Source organism: Jeotgalibaca sp. A122 (assembly GCF_052266715.1).
Taxonomy (GTDB): domain Bacteria; phylum Bacillota; class Bacilli; order Lactobacillales; family Aerococcaceae; genus Jeotgalibaca.
The window spans coordinates 183,948-199,288 of sequence record NZ_JBQPRB010000001.1 but is presented as its reverse complement, the minus strand read 5'-3'; the positions used below and the strand labels follow the sequence as shown (position 1 = coordinate 199,288).

Annotated in this window: 15 protein-coding genes; 13 read left to right on the top strand and 2 right to left on the bottom strand. The window is 44.4% G+C overall.

Going from position 1 to position 15,341, the window contains the following annotated elements:
• Positions 1-14: 14 nt before the first annotated feature.
• The 3 genes from ACTU7M_RS00970 (at position 15) to ACTU7M_RS00960 (ending at position 2,425) form a co-directional block, all read left to right on the top strand.
• Positions 15-1,184 carry a GNAT family N-acetyltransferase gene (locus ACTU7M_RS00970; protein WP_443472499.1) on the top strand — a complete coding sequence of 390 codons (1,170 nt, stop codon included), beginning with the start codon at positions 15-17 and terminating at the stop codon, positions 1,182-1,184.
• 18 nt (positions 1,185-1,202) lie between these two features.
• Positions 1,203-2,093 (top strand): diacylglycerol/lipid kinase family protein, encoded by an 891-nt coding sequence (locus ACTU7M_RS00965; RefSeq protein WP_443472498.1) that lies wholly within the window; start codon positions 1,203-1,205, stop codon positions 2,091-2,093.
• Between the two features lie 209 nt (positions 2,094-2,302).
• Positions 2,303-2,425, top strand: coding sequence for a hypothetical protein (locus tag ACTU7M_RS00960; protein WP_443472497.1), 123 nt, complete (start codon positions 2,303-2,305; stop codon positions 2,423-2,425).
• 142 nt (positions 2,426-2,567) lie between these two features.
• Here ACTU7M_RS00960 and ACTU7M_RS00955 read toward each other — a convergent pair whose 3' ends face one another.
• Positions 2,568-3,818: a dicarboxylate/amino acid:cation symporter gene (locus tag ACTU7M_RS00955; RefSeq protein WP_443472496.1), complete on the bottom strand. Its 1,251-nt coding sequence runs from the start codon at positions 3,816-3,818 to the stop codon at positions 2,568-2,570.
• A 498-nt stretch (positions 3,819-4,316) separates the two neighbouring features.
• On the opposite strand from ACTU7M_RS00955, the gene ACTU7M_RS00950 reads away from it, so the two are divergent.
• Entirely contained in the window at positions 4,317-5,402 is a 1,086-nt protein-coding gene (locus tag ACTU7M_RS00950) for an ABC transporter permease (protein WP_443472495.1), read from the top strand.
• A 9-nt stretch (positions 5,403-5,411) separates the two neighbouring features.
• Complete coding sequence (locus ACTU7M_RS00945; protein WP_443472494.1) at positions 5,412-6,083, top strand: ABC transporter ATP-binding protein; 672 nt, start codon at positions 5,412-5,414, stop codon at positions 6,081-6,083.
• Between the two features lie 63 nt (positions 6,084-6,146).
• Here ACTU7M_RS00945 and ACTU7M_RS00940 read toward each other — a convergent pair whose 3' ends face one another.
• The gene (locus tag ACTU7M_RS00940) at positions 6,147-6,932 is read right to left on the bottom strand and encodes an IclR family transcriptional regulator (RefSeq protein WP_443472493.1); all 786 of its coding nucleotides are present in this window, start codon (positions 6,930-6,932) and stop codon (positions 6,147-6,149) included.
• Positions 6,933-7,141: 209 nt separating this feature from the next.
• On the opposite strand from ACTU7M_RS00940, the gene ACTU7M_RS00935 reads away from it, so the two are divergent.
• From ACTU7M_RS00935 to allE, 8 genes are all read left to right on the top strand, one after another.
• Positions 7,142-7,918 carry a 2-keto-4-pentenoate hydratase gene (locus tag ACTU7M_RS00935; RefSeq protein WP_443472492.1) on the top strand — a complete coding sequence of 259 codons (777 nt, stop codon included), beginning with the start codon at positions 7,142-7,144 and terminating at the stop codon, positions 7,916-7,918.
• 21 nt (positions 7,919-7,939) lie between these two features.
• A complete protein-coding gene (locus tag ACTU7M_RS00930) occupies positions 7,940-8,818 on the top strand; it encodes an acetaldehyde dehydrogenase (acetylating) (RefSeq protein ID WP_443472491.1) in 879 nt (292 codons plus the stop codon).
• Positions 8,819-8,831: 13 nt separating this feature from the next.
• Positions 8,832-9,857 carry a 4-hydroxy-2-oxovalerate aldolase gene (dmpG, locus tag ACTU7M_RS00925; RefSeq protein ID WP_443472490.1) on the top strand — a complete coding sequence of 342 codons (1,026 nt, stop codon included), beginning with the start codon at positions 8,832-8,834 and terminating at the stop codon, positions 9,855-9,857.
• A gap of 9 nt (positions 9,858-9,866) precedes the next feature.
• Positions 9,867-10,652 carry a 2-keto-4-pentenoate hydratase gene (locus ACTU7M_RS00920; RefSeq protein ID WP_443472489.1) on the top strand — a complete coding sequence of 262 codons (786 nt, stop codon included), beginning with the start codon at positions 9,867-9,869 and terminating at the stop codon, positions 10,650-10,652.
• A gap of 160 nt (positions 10,653-10,812) precedes the next feature.
• Entirely contained in the window at positions 10,813-11,925 is a 1,113-nt protein-coding gene (locus ACTU7M_RS00915) for a VOC family protein (protein ID WP_443472488.1), read from the top strand.
• Positions 11,926-11,990: 65 nt separating this feature from the next.
• Positions 11,991-12,824 carry an alpha/beta fold hydrolase gene (locus ACTU7M_RS00910; protein ID WP_443472487.1) on the top strand — a complete coding sequence of 278 codons (834 nt, stop codon included), beginning with the start codon at positions 11,991-11,993 and terminating at the stop codon, positions 12,822-12,824.
• 451 nt (positions 12,825-13,275) lie between these two features.
• Entirely contained in the window at positions 13,276-14,502 is a 1,227-nt protein-coding gene (gene allC / locus ACTU7M_RS00905) for an allantoate deiminase (RefSeq protein WP_443472486.1), read from the top strand.
• A 30-nt stretch (positions 14,503-14,532) separates the two neighbouring features.
• Entirely contained in the window at positions 14,533-15,321 is a 789-nt protein-coding gene (gene allE, locus ACTU7M_RS00900; RefSeq protein ID WP_443472485.1) for a (S)-ureidoglycine aminohydrolase, read from the top strand.
• The last annotated feature ends 20 nt before the right edge of the window (positions 15,322-15,341 follow it).

Below are 15,341 nucleotides of genomic sequence, written 5' to 3'. Positions count from 1 at the left end.
GAAAGGAGTCTTCCATGCATTATAAAATCATTCCGACCTCAGAACTTAAACAAGTAGTAGATTTAAGACAGTATTGTTTTGAACCGCCGCACGCAAATACGCCTGAAGAGGATATGTTACCGTGGCTGGAAAAGGGCGTGATTCTCGGTGGCTATGACGGGGATACGTTGGCGACGCAGCTGGTTGTCTTTCCATTGTTAATGAATGTTTTTGGTGTTGATATTAAAATGGGTGGCATCGGTTGGGTATCGACTTATCCGGAGTATCGGACGGGTGGGCATACGTCCCAACTTATGCGTGAATCTCTCGTGATGATGCGGGAAAATGGGCAAGTCTTGTCTACCCTCGCACCTTTTTCGGATGCTTTTTACCGCAAATTCGGTTGGGAAGTGTATTTCGAAAACACGGAATACCGGATCTCGGCAGATGAATTGACATTGCAGGCACCTGAAGCTGGCGAAGTTGTTCGCTTTAGCTATCGGGAAAAAGGCGAATGGTTTGAGAAAATGAGAGCCTTTCAGCATCAAGCTGCGAAAATATTGAACGGACACGTCCTCCGCGATGAAACGTGGTGGGAGCGTCTGGAAAGTCGGGCACCTGAAGATCATTTTGCGGCCAGTCTGGATGCGGAAGGCAAGATTGAAGGATATATTCGTTATAACATCAAAAATGAAAAATTTACGGTGAAAGATTTCTATACGCTCAATTATCATGCGGAAAAAGTACTATGGGGCTATATTCGTTCGCATAGTTCGCAGGTGGATGAGGTTGTTGGCACTGCGCCTGCCAAGGATTCTTTTCCGGTCCTTTTCAAGGAACCGAATATCAAACGGAAAATTTATTTCGATAAGATGATCCGGATTGTGGATGTGGAAGCTTTCTTGAAACAGTATCCGTTTGTGATGCTGGAAGAAACGTTGTTCGTGAAAGTAAATGATTCACAGGCGGAGTGGAACGACGCCTTTTTCCGAATTGCTGTTGATGGTTCGGTGGAAAGGGTGTTGGAGGTGCCGGAAGATAAAGTATTGCGGATGGATATTGGGCCGTTTTCTGCGCTGATGGCCGGGTTCCACAGGATTGATTGGTATGTGCGGAATGGGGCTGCGGTAGTGGATGCTGCCATGGTACCTTTGTGGCGTAAGGCGTTGCCGACTGGATTCCCGAGTATGAACGAGAACTTTTAGGAGAGGGTAGTGGATGTTATGGGAAAAGCACTATTGGTCGTGAATCCTTCGTCGGGTCATGAAGCCGGGAAAGAATATGCAGAAGCTGTCGAACAGAAGATGCAGAAAAAGTATGATGAAGTCGTCGTGAAGTATACGGAAAAAGCGGGCGATGCGACTGCATTTGCGAAGCAGGCTGCTCGGGATCGATTTGAGGCTGTATTCGTTATGGGCGGCGATGGGACTGTGAACGAAGGTGTCAATGGACTGGCGGAAGAAGAATTCCGTCCGAAGTTTAGTTTTATTCCGCTCGGGACAGTGAATGATCTGGGTCGTTCTTTAGGGATTTCTATGGACCCGGATGAGGCTGTAGCGCAACTGGATTATTTGGTAGAGAAGAAACTGGATGTTGGTAAAATTAATGATAAATATTTTATCGATGTGGTGGCAATTGGGACGATTCCTGAAGCTGTCCAGGCTGTTGAGCCAGAGCAGAAAACTAAATTGGGGGCATTCGCCTATATTCTAGAAGGTTTGAAGGCTGTTCGGGATAATAAAAGTTATCATTTTTCCTTGGACATTGATGGTGAGCGTATTGAACAAGAATCAATGGCTGTTTTGGTGGCATTGACGAATTCGGTTGGAGGTATGGAAACGTTGATTCCGGAGGCGTCCTATGATGATGGCAAGCTGCACTTGATCGTTTTGAAGGGTGATAATTTAGCGGATAAGCTCGGACTGCTGCCAAAGGTTTTCTCTGGCAAGGCACTTGATGACGAGAATGTTATATATCGCTCGTTTGAAAAAGGGCGCTTTGCAGTTGAAGGTGCGGTTGATTTGATTACAAATGTGGATGGTGATCCTGGTGATCCATTGCCATTGGAGATTTCTGTACTGCCACAACATTTGACAGTGTTGGTTCCGAAGTAGGACTAGGTGGTTGAAGAGAGCTTGTTGGCCTTTTAGGGCTGATAGGCTCTTTTTTTGCAAAAAAACGCGAAAGATTGGTCTTTGGGACGAGAGGGGAGTATGCTTACAGTGATAAGAGTATATTTATTGAAGTTTTGATAAATGACCTTTTCAAAGCCTGGAGATTAGCAAAAACTTTAGGGTAGAATCATTATGAGGAGGGGATTCAAATGGAAAAGACTTACCTTCTAATTACTTCTTTTATAATCATCAGCCTTTTAGCTTATTTCAAAGTCCAAAACCTAGCAAACCTGGTCCTGGTTCGTATCGCCCCCGATAATGAAGATCATTAACGGAATCAGTCTCATGAACAAGTTGATGCGGTGAGAAGTAGTGGCTTCGCTGTTTGCCAGTATGTATGTTGTGTATGATGGTTAATTAAGAAACGCCCCTGCTTCCTGATGTTAGGAAGCAGGGGCGTTCGATTATTTATTCCTATGAAGCCTCTGTTACTGTGTCGCTGTTGGCTGCTTTGATACGTTCATGGTCTAGTTCGCCTTCGCCGTAAGCAAGGATCATGGCGATGGTTGCGTCAGCATCCACATTAAGGATGGTCCGGAACATGCCGGAGAACCAGTCGATACCTGCCAACAAACCGATACTCTCTGGTGGCAAGCCAAGTGCCGGGATAACAATTGTCAGTGCTACAAGACCACCGCCAGGAACAGCTACGGTTCCCAAAGTGGCTAGCGTTGACAGGGTAACGGTTTGAACTGCGTTTGCCAGGGTGAAGTCCAGGCCGTAAAACTGCGCCAATGTGATAGCGGCAATGGCAAGGAAAAGCGATAAGCCGTTACTGTTCATTGCCATGCCCAAAGGTCCAACCAATTGAGAGATGCGACGGCTGACACCAAGTTTATTTTCTTGGTCTTCCATTTTGACCGGCAATGTAATCGCGGACGAAGTTGTCGTAAAGGCCATGATGGTCATGCGCGATAGGCCTTTTGCGATATGGACCGGATTCACCTTCGTAATTGCGGCTGTAAGGAAGGTCCAAAGTACCAAGAAAATGGCTGAACCGATTGCCATCGCCAAGAGGAACTTGGCCAGTGGTAAAATAACACTCAGACCGATAACGCCGGTTACATTGGCCAACAAAGCGAAAATACCCAGTGGTGCCAATTTCATGACGGTCGTAACCAATTGCAGGATTACTTCGTTGAATTGGGAAATCGCTGTTTTCAAGATGGTCAGGTCGCGACGTGTACTCAAGATGCTGATGGATAAACCAAACAGTAAGGAAAAGATAATAACTTGAATCATGTTACCGGTACTCATGGACTGAATAACATTGGATGGGAAAAACGCTAAAATGACGTCCGTCAAACTGCTTGTCATAGTTGTTACTTCGGCAGTGGTATCGATTTGCATGTCAACTCCGGCTCCCGGTTGAATAAGATAACCAAGCGCCAAGCCTAATGTCGCTGCAATTGCAGTTCCGCCTAGGAACCAAGCAGCCATTTTACCACCGAGTTTACCCAATATTTGCGGATCCAGCGTCCCGACTGCCTCGATTACCGCCCCCATGATCATGACCACTACAGCCATTTGAATCAAGCGAAGAAAGATTTGTCCAATCACTTCAATTGGTGCAATTGCTGGTCCGAAAATCAATCCGGCGACAATCCCCAATACCATTGCTATCATAATTTGATTGGTCATGCTGATATTTTTTAAACGTTTCATCTAAATTCCTCCTTGTAAAAGAAATGATAAATTAGTTCAACGATAAAATTAAAAACAATCAATAATAATGACTAACACCCCTCGACCACGCGTGTGATTTTACTGAATGCGTTATCATTTTCGTGCAGTTCCACCGACCTCCTTCATTAATATTCAAACCCATAAATTCCCCCTTTTTACATTTGGCTTAAATATACAGCGCTTTCAATAAAGGTGGTATGACGTTTTATACAAATGTGAGGGTATGATTTGTTCGAAATGGACAAAAGGTAGGGTCGTAATGCTTCCCATTATGGAACTTATTTTCTATATTTGAGTCTTTTGTTCACAACTTATTAGGTTTGGGCCGGAGTTGTGCAGAGTTTGGATGAAATATAGCGGTTTTTACATTTTTTTTATACAAATTAGTATGTTTTGTCGTGAAGAGAGGCTTGTCGTTATTGGATTTTATTATCGTTTGATAAAATAAATGGAAGTTAATACAGGAGGGGTGATTGGATGTTTTTGGCTTGGAATGAGATTAAGCATGCGAAATTGCGTTTTGCCTTGATTATCGGGGTTATGACTTTGGTTTCTTATTTGGTTTTCTTCTTGGTGGGGTTGGCTTATGGGCTGGCGATGGATAACCGGACAAGTGTTGATAAATGGGATGCTTCGGGAATCGTTTTGACAGACGAATCGAATGCCAATATAAATATGTCCATGATGCCACGAAGCTTGGCGGACGATGTGGATGCAGATGAGGTCGCTGTTTTGGGACAGACAGCAAGTGTGGTTCGTAAAGAAGGCGAGACTGGTGAGGATGCCAAAATAAACGTGACGTTCTTCGGGATTGAAAAAGAGCAATTCATCATGCCGGAGGTTATTGAAGGGGGAGCGTTTGAAGAGGATTATCAGGTCGTAGCGGATATTAGTTTGCAGGAAGAGTTCGGTATTGGTTTGGGCGACACGCTCAAGATGGCTGGCTCGGACTTGGAAGTTGAAGTAGTCGGATTCACGGAAAATGCAAAATTTAATGTTGCACCTGTTTTATATACAACCGTGAATACGTATCAAGATGTGCGCTTTGATCAGGTGGATGATTCTGAGGAAGGACGCATTAGTGCACTGGTCGTTAGGGACGATGCGCTGTCTGAAATCGATTTGGAAAATGATGATCTGCGCTTTTATTCGATTAAGGAATATATTGAAGAGATTCCTGGCTATATGGCGCAAGTGTTAACGTTTGGCTTAATGATCGGGTTTTTGATTGTCATTGCGGCAGTTGTGATTGGTATTTTCATGTATGTGCTGACGGTGCAAAAGTCCAGTATGTTTGGTGTAATGAAAGCACAGGGGATTTCGACTGGGTATATCGCTAAGTCGGTCGTTGCACAGACGTTTATATTAGCGGCGGTCGGTGTCGGCATTGGTTTACTTTTAACAGTTGGAACATCGTTGGTATTGCCAACCGCGGTCCCGTACTCGACAAATGTACTTTTCTTGGCGGCGATAACGGGGCTATTGGTATTGTTTGCGGTACTGGGGGCATTCTTCTCGGTACGTGCGATTGTCAAAATAGATCCGCTGGAAGCGATCGGTTAGGGGGCACTTATGAAATTAATTGAAGCGGTGGATGTTTCGAAAAAATTTAATGATGGTGGTAATGAAATCGAAGCACTGAAGGCAACTGATTTTTCGGTATCGGCGGGTGAATTCGTGGCGATTATCGGACCGAGTGGCTCAGGTAAGAGTACGCTCTTGACAATACTTGGTGGCTTGCAGACTCCTACGACGGGTAAGGTTGAGATTCAGGAAAAAGCGTTTAGTGAGGTCAGTGACAAGGAGCGCAGTAAGCTGCGGTTTGAGGAGATTGGTTTTATTTTACAGGCTTCGAATTTGGTTCCTTTTTTGACAGTTAAAAACCAGTTACGCTTGGTTAATAAAGTGAATCGTTCGAAGCTGGATCGTGAGAAGATTGAGGAATTGTTGAAGAGTTTGGATATTCAGGAGCTGGCTGGGAAGTATCCGAGTGATTTGTCGGGTGGGCAGCGCCAACGAGTTGCGATTGCGCGAGCGTTGTATCATGATCCCGCGGTGATTTTGGCGGATGAGCCCACTGCGAGTTTGGATACGGAAAAAGCTTTTGAAGTGGTGGAGACTCTGGCTCGGGAAACGAAGGATAAGCAAAAAGCCACGATCATGGTTACGCATGATGAACGGCTGATTTCATATTGTGACAAGGTTTACGTCATGAAAGATGGCGTATTGAGTGAGCGTAAGTAGAAACAGTGCACAAATAGCAACAAATAAACCAGGAAGGGCTGATCCCTTCCTGGTTTATTGCGTTTATAAGTAGCGTTGGTCATAACCGAGTCTTTCGGAGGCGTCGGCTGCAGCGTTTTTGACGATAGCCGCGAATTCGGTGCGTTTGTATGGCTTCATTCGTTTGGCGGAACCGACAACCGACAGTGCAGCGACAACTTTCCCGGTATAGTCGAATATTGGAGCCGCGATGGAAATCGTGCCTTTGGTGAATTCTTCGCGGGCGGTCGCATAACCGTTATTTTTGATGTTGGCCAACACGGTCCGCAATTGCTCGGCGTTGATGATTGTTTTTTCAGTATAAGGGGTTAATCCCTTGGCGATAATTCTTTCGGTTAATTCCGGATCGCTGAAAGCCATCAAGACTTTTCCGGAGCTCGTACAATAGGAAGGGTTGCGTCTACCGAGATGGGTTTTGATCCGGGTTGGGTGGGTCGCTTCTTCTTTATGGATATAAATCGTATCGAGTCCATCCATGATAGCAAGATGGGCGGTTTCGCCTGTTTGTTGGACAACCTGGTTCAAAACAGGTGCGGCTTCTTTATGGATATCCATATTGTTAATAAGGACGCCGGCCATTGTCAAAACGTTTGAACCCAGATGGTATTCTTGTGTTTCTGGATCTTTCGTCACCAAACCTTCTTCTGCTAAGGTGGCCAACAGACGGCTCACCGTACTTTTGCCTAAATCCAAGTCCAGAGCAATATCACTCACTCGTTGTGTCGGATTATCGGCGGTGAAACTATTTAATATACGCGCGGCATTTCGAACAGAGCTTAAAGTATCGCTACGCTTGGCTACTTTTTCCATAGTCATCCCCCTAATCGTGTAACCGTTTTCTTCATTTAATATCAGTATACACGATTTTTATCAAAAAAGTTTAAATCTTTCGTTTTTGTTGCATATAGCGGAACAACACCCTGTTTTTTAAAAAAGAAAACCCTTACAATAAAGTCAGTTAAGAAATAAACGAATAATATTTATCCAACATCACGATAAAGTTGTAGGGGGAAAGCCAAATGGATATCAAAGATTTAGCGGATCATCTTGCAAGTGCCCATGAAAAAGGTACAGGGGTCCAACCAATAATTTCCATCAAACCTGATATTACAATTGATGAAGCATACCATGTGCAACTGGAGACGATTGACCGCGAAGTTAAAAACGGAGCAAAAATCACCGGTAAGAAAATTGGCCTAACTTCAGTAGCTGTTCAACAAGCGCTTGGCGTGGACGAACCGGATTACGGTCATCTGCTGGATAACATGGTAATCGAAAACGGTGGAACGGTTCCAAGGTCAGCGTTGCTGCAAGCGAAGGTTGAAGGTGAGATTGCTTTTATCCTGAAAGATGAACTGAAAGGACCAAACGTTACCCCAATGGAGGTTCTCCAAGCTACGGATTATGTTTTACCGGCTCTGGAAATTGTTGACAGCCGCGTGGCAGACTGGAAAATCACCTTGGCGGATACGGTAGCGGACAATGCTTCCAGTGGGCTTTATGTCCTGGGTGGCAAACCAGTCAAAATAACGGATGTCGATTTGAAAATGGTTGGCATGAATCTTTATAAAAACGGCCATTTGGAAAACACGGGAGTCGGAACAGCGACCTTGGGAGATCCAGCAATCTGTGTTGCATGGCTGGCCAATAAGTTGAGCCAGTATGACATTACCTTGAAACCAGGCGAAGTGATTTTATCCGGAGCATTATCTGCGATGGTAGTGGCTGAACCAGGTGACTATTTCCAGGCTAAGTTCTCGGATTTAGGTGAAGTAAGTGTGCATTTTGAAAAGTAGAAGATAGAAGGAGGATACATCGTGACGAATAAATTAAAAGCAGGCATTATCGGTTCCGGAAATATCGGCTCCGACTTGATGATGAAACTGTTCAAATCGGATTTGATTGAACCGGTCGCAATGATCGGGATTGATGCAAAATCGCGTGGAATGGTTCAAGCGAAAGAATTGGGTCTTGACGTTTATGCAGGAGGAATTGATGAGTGGGCTGAGAAATCAGGGGAACTAGACATCCTCTTCGATGCTACTTCAGCAAAAGCTCATGAGTACAATGACAAGGTTGCAGAAAAACATGGCGTCCTCATGATTGACTTAACCCCAGCGGCAATCGGGCCTTTCGTATCGCCTACAGTTAACTTGAAAGAACACTTGGATGCCAGAAACGTAAACATGGTAACGTGTGGTGGCCAAGCGACAACGCCGATTATTCAAGCGATCAACGAAGTGGCACCGGTTGAATATGCTGAAATCGTTGCTACGATTTCCAGTAAAAGTGCTGGACCAGGAACACGGGCAAACATTGACGAATTTACCGAAACAACGTCAAAAGCGATTGAAGATTTGGGCGGAGCTAAAAAAGGTAAAGCAATCATTGTCCTGAATCCAGCAGATCCGCCAATCTTGATGCGTGACACCGTCTTCGTATTAGTTGAAGAAGATGCGCTGAACGAAGAAGTCATCACTGAAGCAATCAACAAACGGGTTGCGGAAGTACAACAATACGTACCTGGTTATCGCATTCGTTCGAAACCAATTTTTGATAACAATAAAGTAACCGTTTTCGTCGAGGTTGAAGGTGCGGGCGATTTCTTGCCTAAATATTCCGGAAACCTGGATATCATGACTGCATCTGCAGTTCGTGTTGCAGAAGAATTTGCCAGAGTAAAAGTATTGGTGTGAGGGGGTGGATAAATTGACAAGAAAACCAGATGTGATTGTTACAGAAGTGGCTTTGCGTGACGGAAGTCATGCGGTGGCCCATCAGTACACAGTTGAGCAGGTAGTTGACGTTACAAAAGCATTGAACGATGCAAAAGTTCCTTATATCGAAGTGACGCATGGCGATGGACTGGGTGGATCATCCTTACAGTTCGGAATGTCGAAAGTTCGCGATATCGATTTAATCCGCGCGGCAGCAGAGGTAGCCGATTTTTCGAAAATCAGTGTTCTTTTGTTACCGGGTGTTGGGACAGTAGAGGATTTGAAAGAAGCGGTGGAGGCAGGAGCGAAAATGGTACGGGTGGCGACACACGTAACGGAAGCGGATGTTTCCCGGGAACATATTGAAGTTGCGAAAAGCATGGGGCTGGAAGTCGTCGGATTCTTGATGATGGCACACATGGCTCCACCTGAAGTGATTGTTGAACAAGCGAAGTTGATGGAAAGTTACGGAGCGGATGTTGTTTACGTGACGGACTCTGCAGGTGCGATGGTACCGGATCAAGTACGTGAACGTGTGGCAGCTCTTAAGGAAAACCTTTCGATTCCAATTGGCTTCCATGCCCATAATAACTTGGGACTGGCGGTTGGGAACTCATTAGTAGCGATTGAAGCCGGCGCAACGTATATCGATGGTAGTATTCGTGCATTGGGTGGCGGGGCTGGTAACACACAAACAGAAGTATTGATTGCGGTTCTTGAAAAAATGGGCATCGAAACAGGTGTTGATTTGTACAAGATTATGGATGCTGCGGAAGATATTGTAGCACCTTTATTACCGAAACCGCAGGAAATTACGCGTGATAGTTTGACATTAGGCTATGCCGGTGTTTACTCCGCATTCCTGTTGCATGCGCAGCGTGCAGCACGTCAATTCAATTTAGAACCACGTGACATCTTGATTAAACTAGGCGAAATAAAAGTAGTCGGTGGTCAAGAAGACATGATTTACGATATGGCCGCCAAGATGGCCGAAGAAAAGGAAAAAGTGACAGTATAGGAGGACACCATGGGAACAGATAGAATTAAAGCTCTGGCTGATTTTCTACACGGGGCAGAAAAAAAGCGCACGGAAGTTTTGCGACCAAGTGCCGATCCAGCCCCGGACCTGACCCTGGAAGAAGGCTATCTGATCCAAGAAGAAATCATCCGGCAGAAATTGGCGGAGGGACATAAAATTCTGGGTCCGAAAATGGGATTGACCAGTGATGCAAAAATGAAGCAAATGAATGTGACGGACCCCATATACGGTTATACCTTTGATTATATGGTAGAAAACCATGGGTCGACAGTCATGATCGACCGCTTTATTCATCCAAAGGTTGAACCGGAAATCGGTTTTATCCTGAAACAGGACTTACAAGGCCCCGGTATTACCAGAGCCCAAGTCTTGGCGAATACAGCCTTTGTTTTCCCGGCTATCGAAATTATCGACAGTCGCTACGAAAACTTTAATTTCACCCTCCCGGACGTAGTTGCGGACAATACATCCGCCGCAGGTCTGGTAATGGGAACAACGATCAAAACTCCTGAAAATCTGGAACTGGATGCCTTAGGTGCCGTCCTCACCATCAATGGTGAAGTGAAAGCCCTCGGAACAGGGGCAGCAGTGCTGGGTCACCCGGCTAACGCTGTGGCACGATTGGCGAATATGCTCGCTCTAAAAGGCGAAAAAGTTCCAGCTGGTCAACCGATTTTGACTGGCGGTATGACAGAAGCAGTCCGGATTGAACGTGGCGACTTTGTCTCCGTTAAAATCGATGGCTTGGGAGAAGTATCCTTCATTATGGCATAAAAAATTAAAAACAATCCAGCGTAGAGGGGGACGACTTATCGCATTGGAAAAGCAGCATGTGATCATCCAATACAAGGTTTTGAAGCAAGGTTAAATTATGCAAGAATTGTAAGCGATTCCTAAAAACTAAAAAAACAAACAACAAGGGAGAGAATTAATCATGACTGAAACTTACAAAGAATTATTATTCGATACGCATCAATTGGCTCACTGTGAATTGTACACACCGGTATTGGAAGAATCAGAAGCATTCTTTACAAAAATTTTGGGAATGACTGTTGTCCATGAAGAGGGAGACTCCATTTACCTACGTGCTTATGAAGATACATATGTGTATTCCTTGATTTTGACTAAAGGTGAAGATGCAGGGATGAAACATACGGCTTTCCGTACAAGTTCTCCGCAAGCATTGGAGCGTCGTGTTGCAGCATTGGAAGAAGCAGGCGTTAAAGGTGAATGGATCGAAGAGAGTTATGGTCACGGCCGTGCTTACCAATTTGATGATTTAGATGGTCACCGTTTGGAATTATTCTGGGATGTTGAGCGCTATGTTGCTCCAGAGGATAAAAAATCACAACTATTGAACCGTGCACAACGTAAACCATTACATGGTGTTCCGGTACGTCGTATCGACCACGTTAACTTCATGACTAATCCAGAAGTTGTACCTGCTAATGCTGAGTTCTACCGTGATTTATTAGGATTCCGAATTCGTGAAGGCGTTAAGAATCCAGATGGTTCATACTTTGCAACTTGGTTATCCGTTTCACCACTTGTTCATGAGGTTGCACTGATGGGAGATACATTAGGTGGACATGGCCGTCTTCACCATTTGGCATTCTGGTATGGCGCTCCGCAACATTTGGACGATCTATCTGAAGCATGTAAAGAGTGGAATATTCCAATCGAAGCGGGTCCACTGAAACATGGTGTATCCCAAGCACGTTGTATGTATATCATCGAGCCAGGCGGAAACCGTATCGAACTATTTGGAGATACTGGCTACCTAATCCTGGATCCAGATTTCCCAACGGTTGAATGGGAAGCGAAAGATACTGAATTGGCTATTATCTGGTACGGTGGGGAATTACCAAGTACTTACTTCCGTTATGGTACACCAGCAATTCAAGATGAAGATGAGGCTTCAAACATCTACTACAACCCAATAGAGAATAAACTGAAAGAAGAAAGAAATATTCAAAGCAGACTTGAACCTAAATTCAAGGAAGCCATCGAAGAAAAACGCCCAGAAGCTGAGCATATTAGAGGATAATTGTTGATGCTGAAAGTCCGGGGCTTTGTTTCCCGGACTTTTAATTAATGAGGAGGAATGTAGACATGAGTAGACCAGAAGTAGGAAAAAGTGTAAAAACAGGAAACTTTACAACGAATTATTTAGAAGTAGGCGAAAAGAACGGCGGAACACCGCTATTGTTCATCCATGGATCAGGTCCAGGGGTTTCAGCTTATGCTAACTGGCGTTTAGTATTGCCATTATTGGAAGATGTGGCGCATGTGTATGCGATGGATATGGTTGGATTTGGTTTCTCTGATAAACCAACCGGAGACCAAGTGAACTACGGAAAAGATTTATGGACGACACAAATTATTGATTTCCTGGATGCATTGGATATTGAAAAAGTTATTCTAGTGGGTAACTCGTTCGGTGGTTCATTGGCATTCTCGACAGCGCTTGAAGTTCCCGACCGTGTTGAAAAAATCATCACGATGGGTGCTATGGGTACTGAAGGAGATATTCCTTACGGCCTGGATCAAGTTTGGGGTTACAAAGGTACAAAGGAAAACATGGCAGAATTGATTGACTTGTTCACTTTCAACAAGAAATTCGCTTCTGAAGATTTGATTCAAATGCGCTACGAAGCATCAATGGAAGAAGGCTTCCATGAAGCGTTCAGCTCCATGTTCCCGCATCCACGTCAAGCGTCTGTTGACGACTTGTCATTCCCGGATGAAACCTTCAAGACAATTGCGCATAAAACGTTATTGGTACACGGTCGCGAAGACAAAGTTGTTCCAGTTGAGAACTCAGAGCGCTTGATTCATCTATTGCCAAACGCGGAACTACACATCTTCGGCGGTTGCGGACACTGGACGCAAATCGAGAAGTCACAAGAATTTGCGAATTTGGTTCGAAACTTTATTGCACAATAATATGAATATGAGAAAAACCAGGACCTTGCGCCTGGTTTTTTTAGTTCTATTATTTATGGTGTTGGTAGGTATTCTTCTCGGAAATCCCGAAGGACGGTGGGGTTGCTTGTGGCCGTGTCAAGGATGCAATGCGAAAGTAGGGAGCGTTGATGCTTCAGCGTCTACGGTCCCTTTGAGGCTTGCAAGCCCGGAGACTACAGGCTCAGGGCGGTCCCACGGCAGTACACAAGCAAACACGCAGGCCGAAGGGCATTTCCTTCGCCAACACCAGATAACCAAGAACCGTTTTTTTGTATTGCTAAAGCAGATGGACATAGTGCTTAACTTCACAATCTTTTTTATCTAAATTGAACAAAGTGATTAGATAATTTGTCATTAGAGTCAGTGCAATAGAGGAAAGAAACGCTTACAATATAAGATAGATATCGAAGCATACTTAGGAGGCATTATCATGGATTTAACAAAATTAGTTAAAGAGAACATTGCATTCTTCGCGGGAATCGGAAGCGATCCAACAGGTGGTATGACGCGTCTTCTCTATACAGAATCTTGGGTAAAAGCGCAAGAGGCAGTAAAAATGAAAATGGAAGAAATTGGTATGACAGTCAAATATGATGCAGTCGGAAACCTATACGGCCGGATTGAAGGTTCTGAATTACCAAACGAAACCATCATGACTGGATCCCATGTCGATACTGTTGTCAACGGTGGAACATTGGACGGCCAATACGGCATTACAGCAGGTTATCTGGCAGTTCAGTATTTATTAGAGAAATATGGCCAACCTAAGCGTTCTTTGGAAGTCATTTCTATGGCTGAAGAAGAAGGTAGTCGTTTTCCAACCGTATTCTGGGGAAGCAAAAACTTTGTCAATGAAGAAAGCCGTGAAGCAGTTGAAGAGATTGCGGATGCAAAAGGCGTGAAATTCGTGGATGCCATGCGCGAATCCGGTTTTGATTTCAAGCAAGAAGAAGACCGTGTCCGCCGCGATGATATCAAGGCTTTTGTGGAAGTGCATATTGAACAAGGAAACGTCTTGGAAATGCAGGACCTCCAAATTGGGGTAGTCAATAATATTGCCGGTCAAAGACGCTACACGATTACGCTTAAGGGTGAATCAAACCATGCGGGTACAACACCGATGGGCTACCGTAAAGACACCATTTATTGCTTCAGTAAAATAGCTTCTGAAGCAATTGACCGTGCCAAAAAAATGGGCGACCCACTTGTATTGACATTTGGTCGTGTTGAACCGAAACCAAACACTGTCAACGTAGTACCGGGTGAAACAATTTTCTCAATCGATTGCCGCCATACAGACGCTGAAGTGCTGAAATCATTCACTGAGGAATTGGAAACATTGATGAAAGATACTGCAGCGGCCATGGAGATCGGCATTGACATCAACCGCTGGATGGATGAAGCGCCGGTTCCAATGGATGAAAAAATCGTTGCGACAATTGAGAGTGTTGTAAAAGAACAAGGCATGAAGTACCGCGTGATGCACAGTGGAGCAGGCCATGATTCACAAATCATCGCACCACACTATCCTACCGCCATGATTTTCGTACCAAGTATTAATGGTATCAGCCATAATCCAGCTGAAGAAACAAAGCTAGAGGATTTAACGGAAGGTGTTAAAGCATTAGCGGAATCACTTCATAAATTAGCTTATTAAAATATATTAAAGAAAGAGTGAGTGTTTAAAATGGGATACAAAAATAATAAAACGGGCTACAGAGATGGACTTTTGGAGTCTCGTGCCGTCATCAAACATGGTAACTTTGCTTTGATTCCCCATGATGGAATTGTCCGTAACTCTGTTCCGGGTTTTGAAAATGTGTCAATGTCAATTTTGGGTTCTCCTAAATTGGGAGCATCCTTCGTTGATTACATCATTACTTTCCACGAAGGTGGTCAAAACAAACGTGGATTTGGTGAAGAAGGTGTCCAAACATTCATCTATGTGATTGAAGGGAAATTGAAAGTCAGTGATGGTACAGAAACCCATGAACTGACTGCAGGCGGCTACGTATATTTACCGGCGGGTGTGAAAATGTACATGGAAAACGGCCAAACTGAAGACACAGAAGCATTTTTGTATAAACGCCGTTATGAGCCACTTGAAGGCTTTGAACCACATAAAGTTGTCGGCAATAAAAATGATATTGAACCGATCGAATATGAAGGCATGAAAGATGTCCTATTATGGGATTTGTTGCCAACCACTGATTTAGGGTTCGACATGAACATGCATATCCTTTCGTTTGAACCAGGTGCGAGCCATGGCTATATCGAGACCCACTACCAAGAGCATGGCGCTTACATCATCTCCGGACAAGGTATGTACAACCTGGACAACAACTGGATGGCGGTTGAAAAAGGCGATTATATCTTCATGGGCTCTTATTCGCAACAAGCAGCTTACGCAGTTGGACGCGACGAACCATTGGCTTACGTTTATTCCAAAGACAGCAACCGCGATCCAAAAATTTAATTTAGACAGGTGATAAAATA

What these genes read in the sequence shown, in the direction of transcription:
- ACTU7M_RS00970 (WP_443472499.1), top strand. Translation starts at nt 15, where the DNA reads ATGCATTATAAAATCATTCCGACCTCAGAACTTAAACAAGTAGTAGAT.
- ACTU7M_RS00965 (WP_443472498.1), top strand. Translation starts at nt 1,203, where the DNA reads ATGGGAAAAGCACTATTGGTCGTGAATCCTTCGTCGGGTCATGAAGCC.
- ACTU7M_RS00960 (WP_443472497.1), top strand. Translation starts at nt 2,303, where the DNA reads ATGGAAAAGACTTACCTTCTAATTACTTCTTTTATAATCATCAGCCTT.
- ACTU7M_RS00955 (WP_443472496.1), bottom strand. Translation starts at nt 3,818, where the DNA reads ATGAAACGTTTAAAAAATATCAGCATGACCAATCAAATTATGATAGCA.
- ACTU7M_RS00950 (WP_443472495.1), top strand. Translation starts at nt 4,317, where the DNA reads ATGTTTTTGGCTTGGAATGAGATTAAGCATGCGAAATTGCGTTTTGCC.
- ACTU7M_RS00945 (WP_443472494.1), top strand. Translation starts at nt 5,412, where the DNA reads ATGAAATTAATTGAAGCGGTGGATGTTTCGAAAAAATTTAATGATGGT.
- ACTU7M_RS00940 (WP_443472493.1), bottom strand. Translation starts at nt 6,932, where the DNA reads ATGGAAAAAGTAGCCAAGCGTAGCGATACTTTAAGCTCTGTTCGAAAT.
- ACTU7M_RS00935 (WP_443472492.1), top strand. Translation starts at nt 7,142, where the DNA reads ATGGATATCAAAGATTTAGCGGATCATCTTGCAAGTGCCCATGAAAAA.
- ACTU7M_RS00920 (WP_443472489.1), top strand. Translation starts at nt 9,867, where the DNA reads ATGGGAACAGATAGAATTAAAGCTCTGGCTGATTTTCTACACGGGGCA.
- ACTU7M_RS00915 (WP_443472488.1), top strand. Translation starts at nt 10,813, where the DNA reads ATGACTGAAACTTACAAAGAATTATTATTCGATACGCATCAATTGGCT.
- ACTU7M_RS00910 (WP_443472487.1), top strand. Translation starts at nt 11,991, where the DNA reads ATGAGTAGACCAGAAGTAGGAAAAAGTGTAAAAACAGGAAACTTTACA.
- allC (WP_443472486.1), top strand. Translation starts at nt 13,276, where the DNA reads ATGGATTTAACAAAATTAGTTAAAGAGAACATTGCATTCTTCGCGGGA.
- allE (WP_443472485.1), top strand. Translation starts at nt 14,533, where the DNA reads ATGGGATACAAAAATAATAAAACGGGCTACAGAGATGGACTTTTGGAG.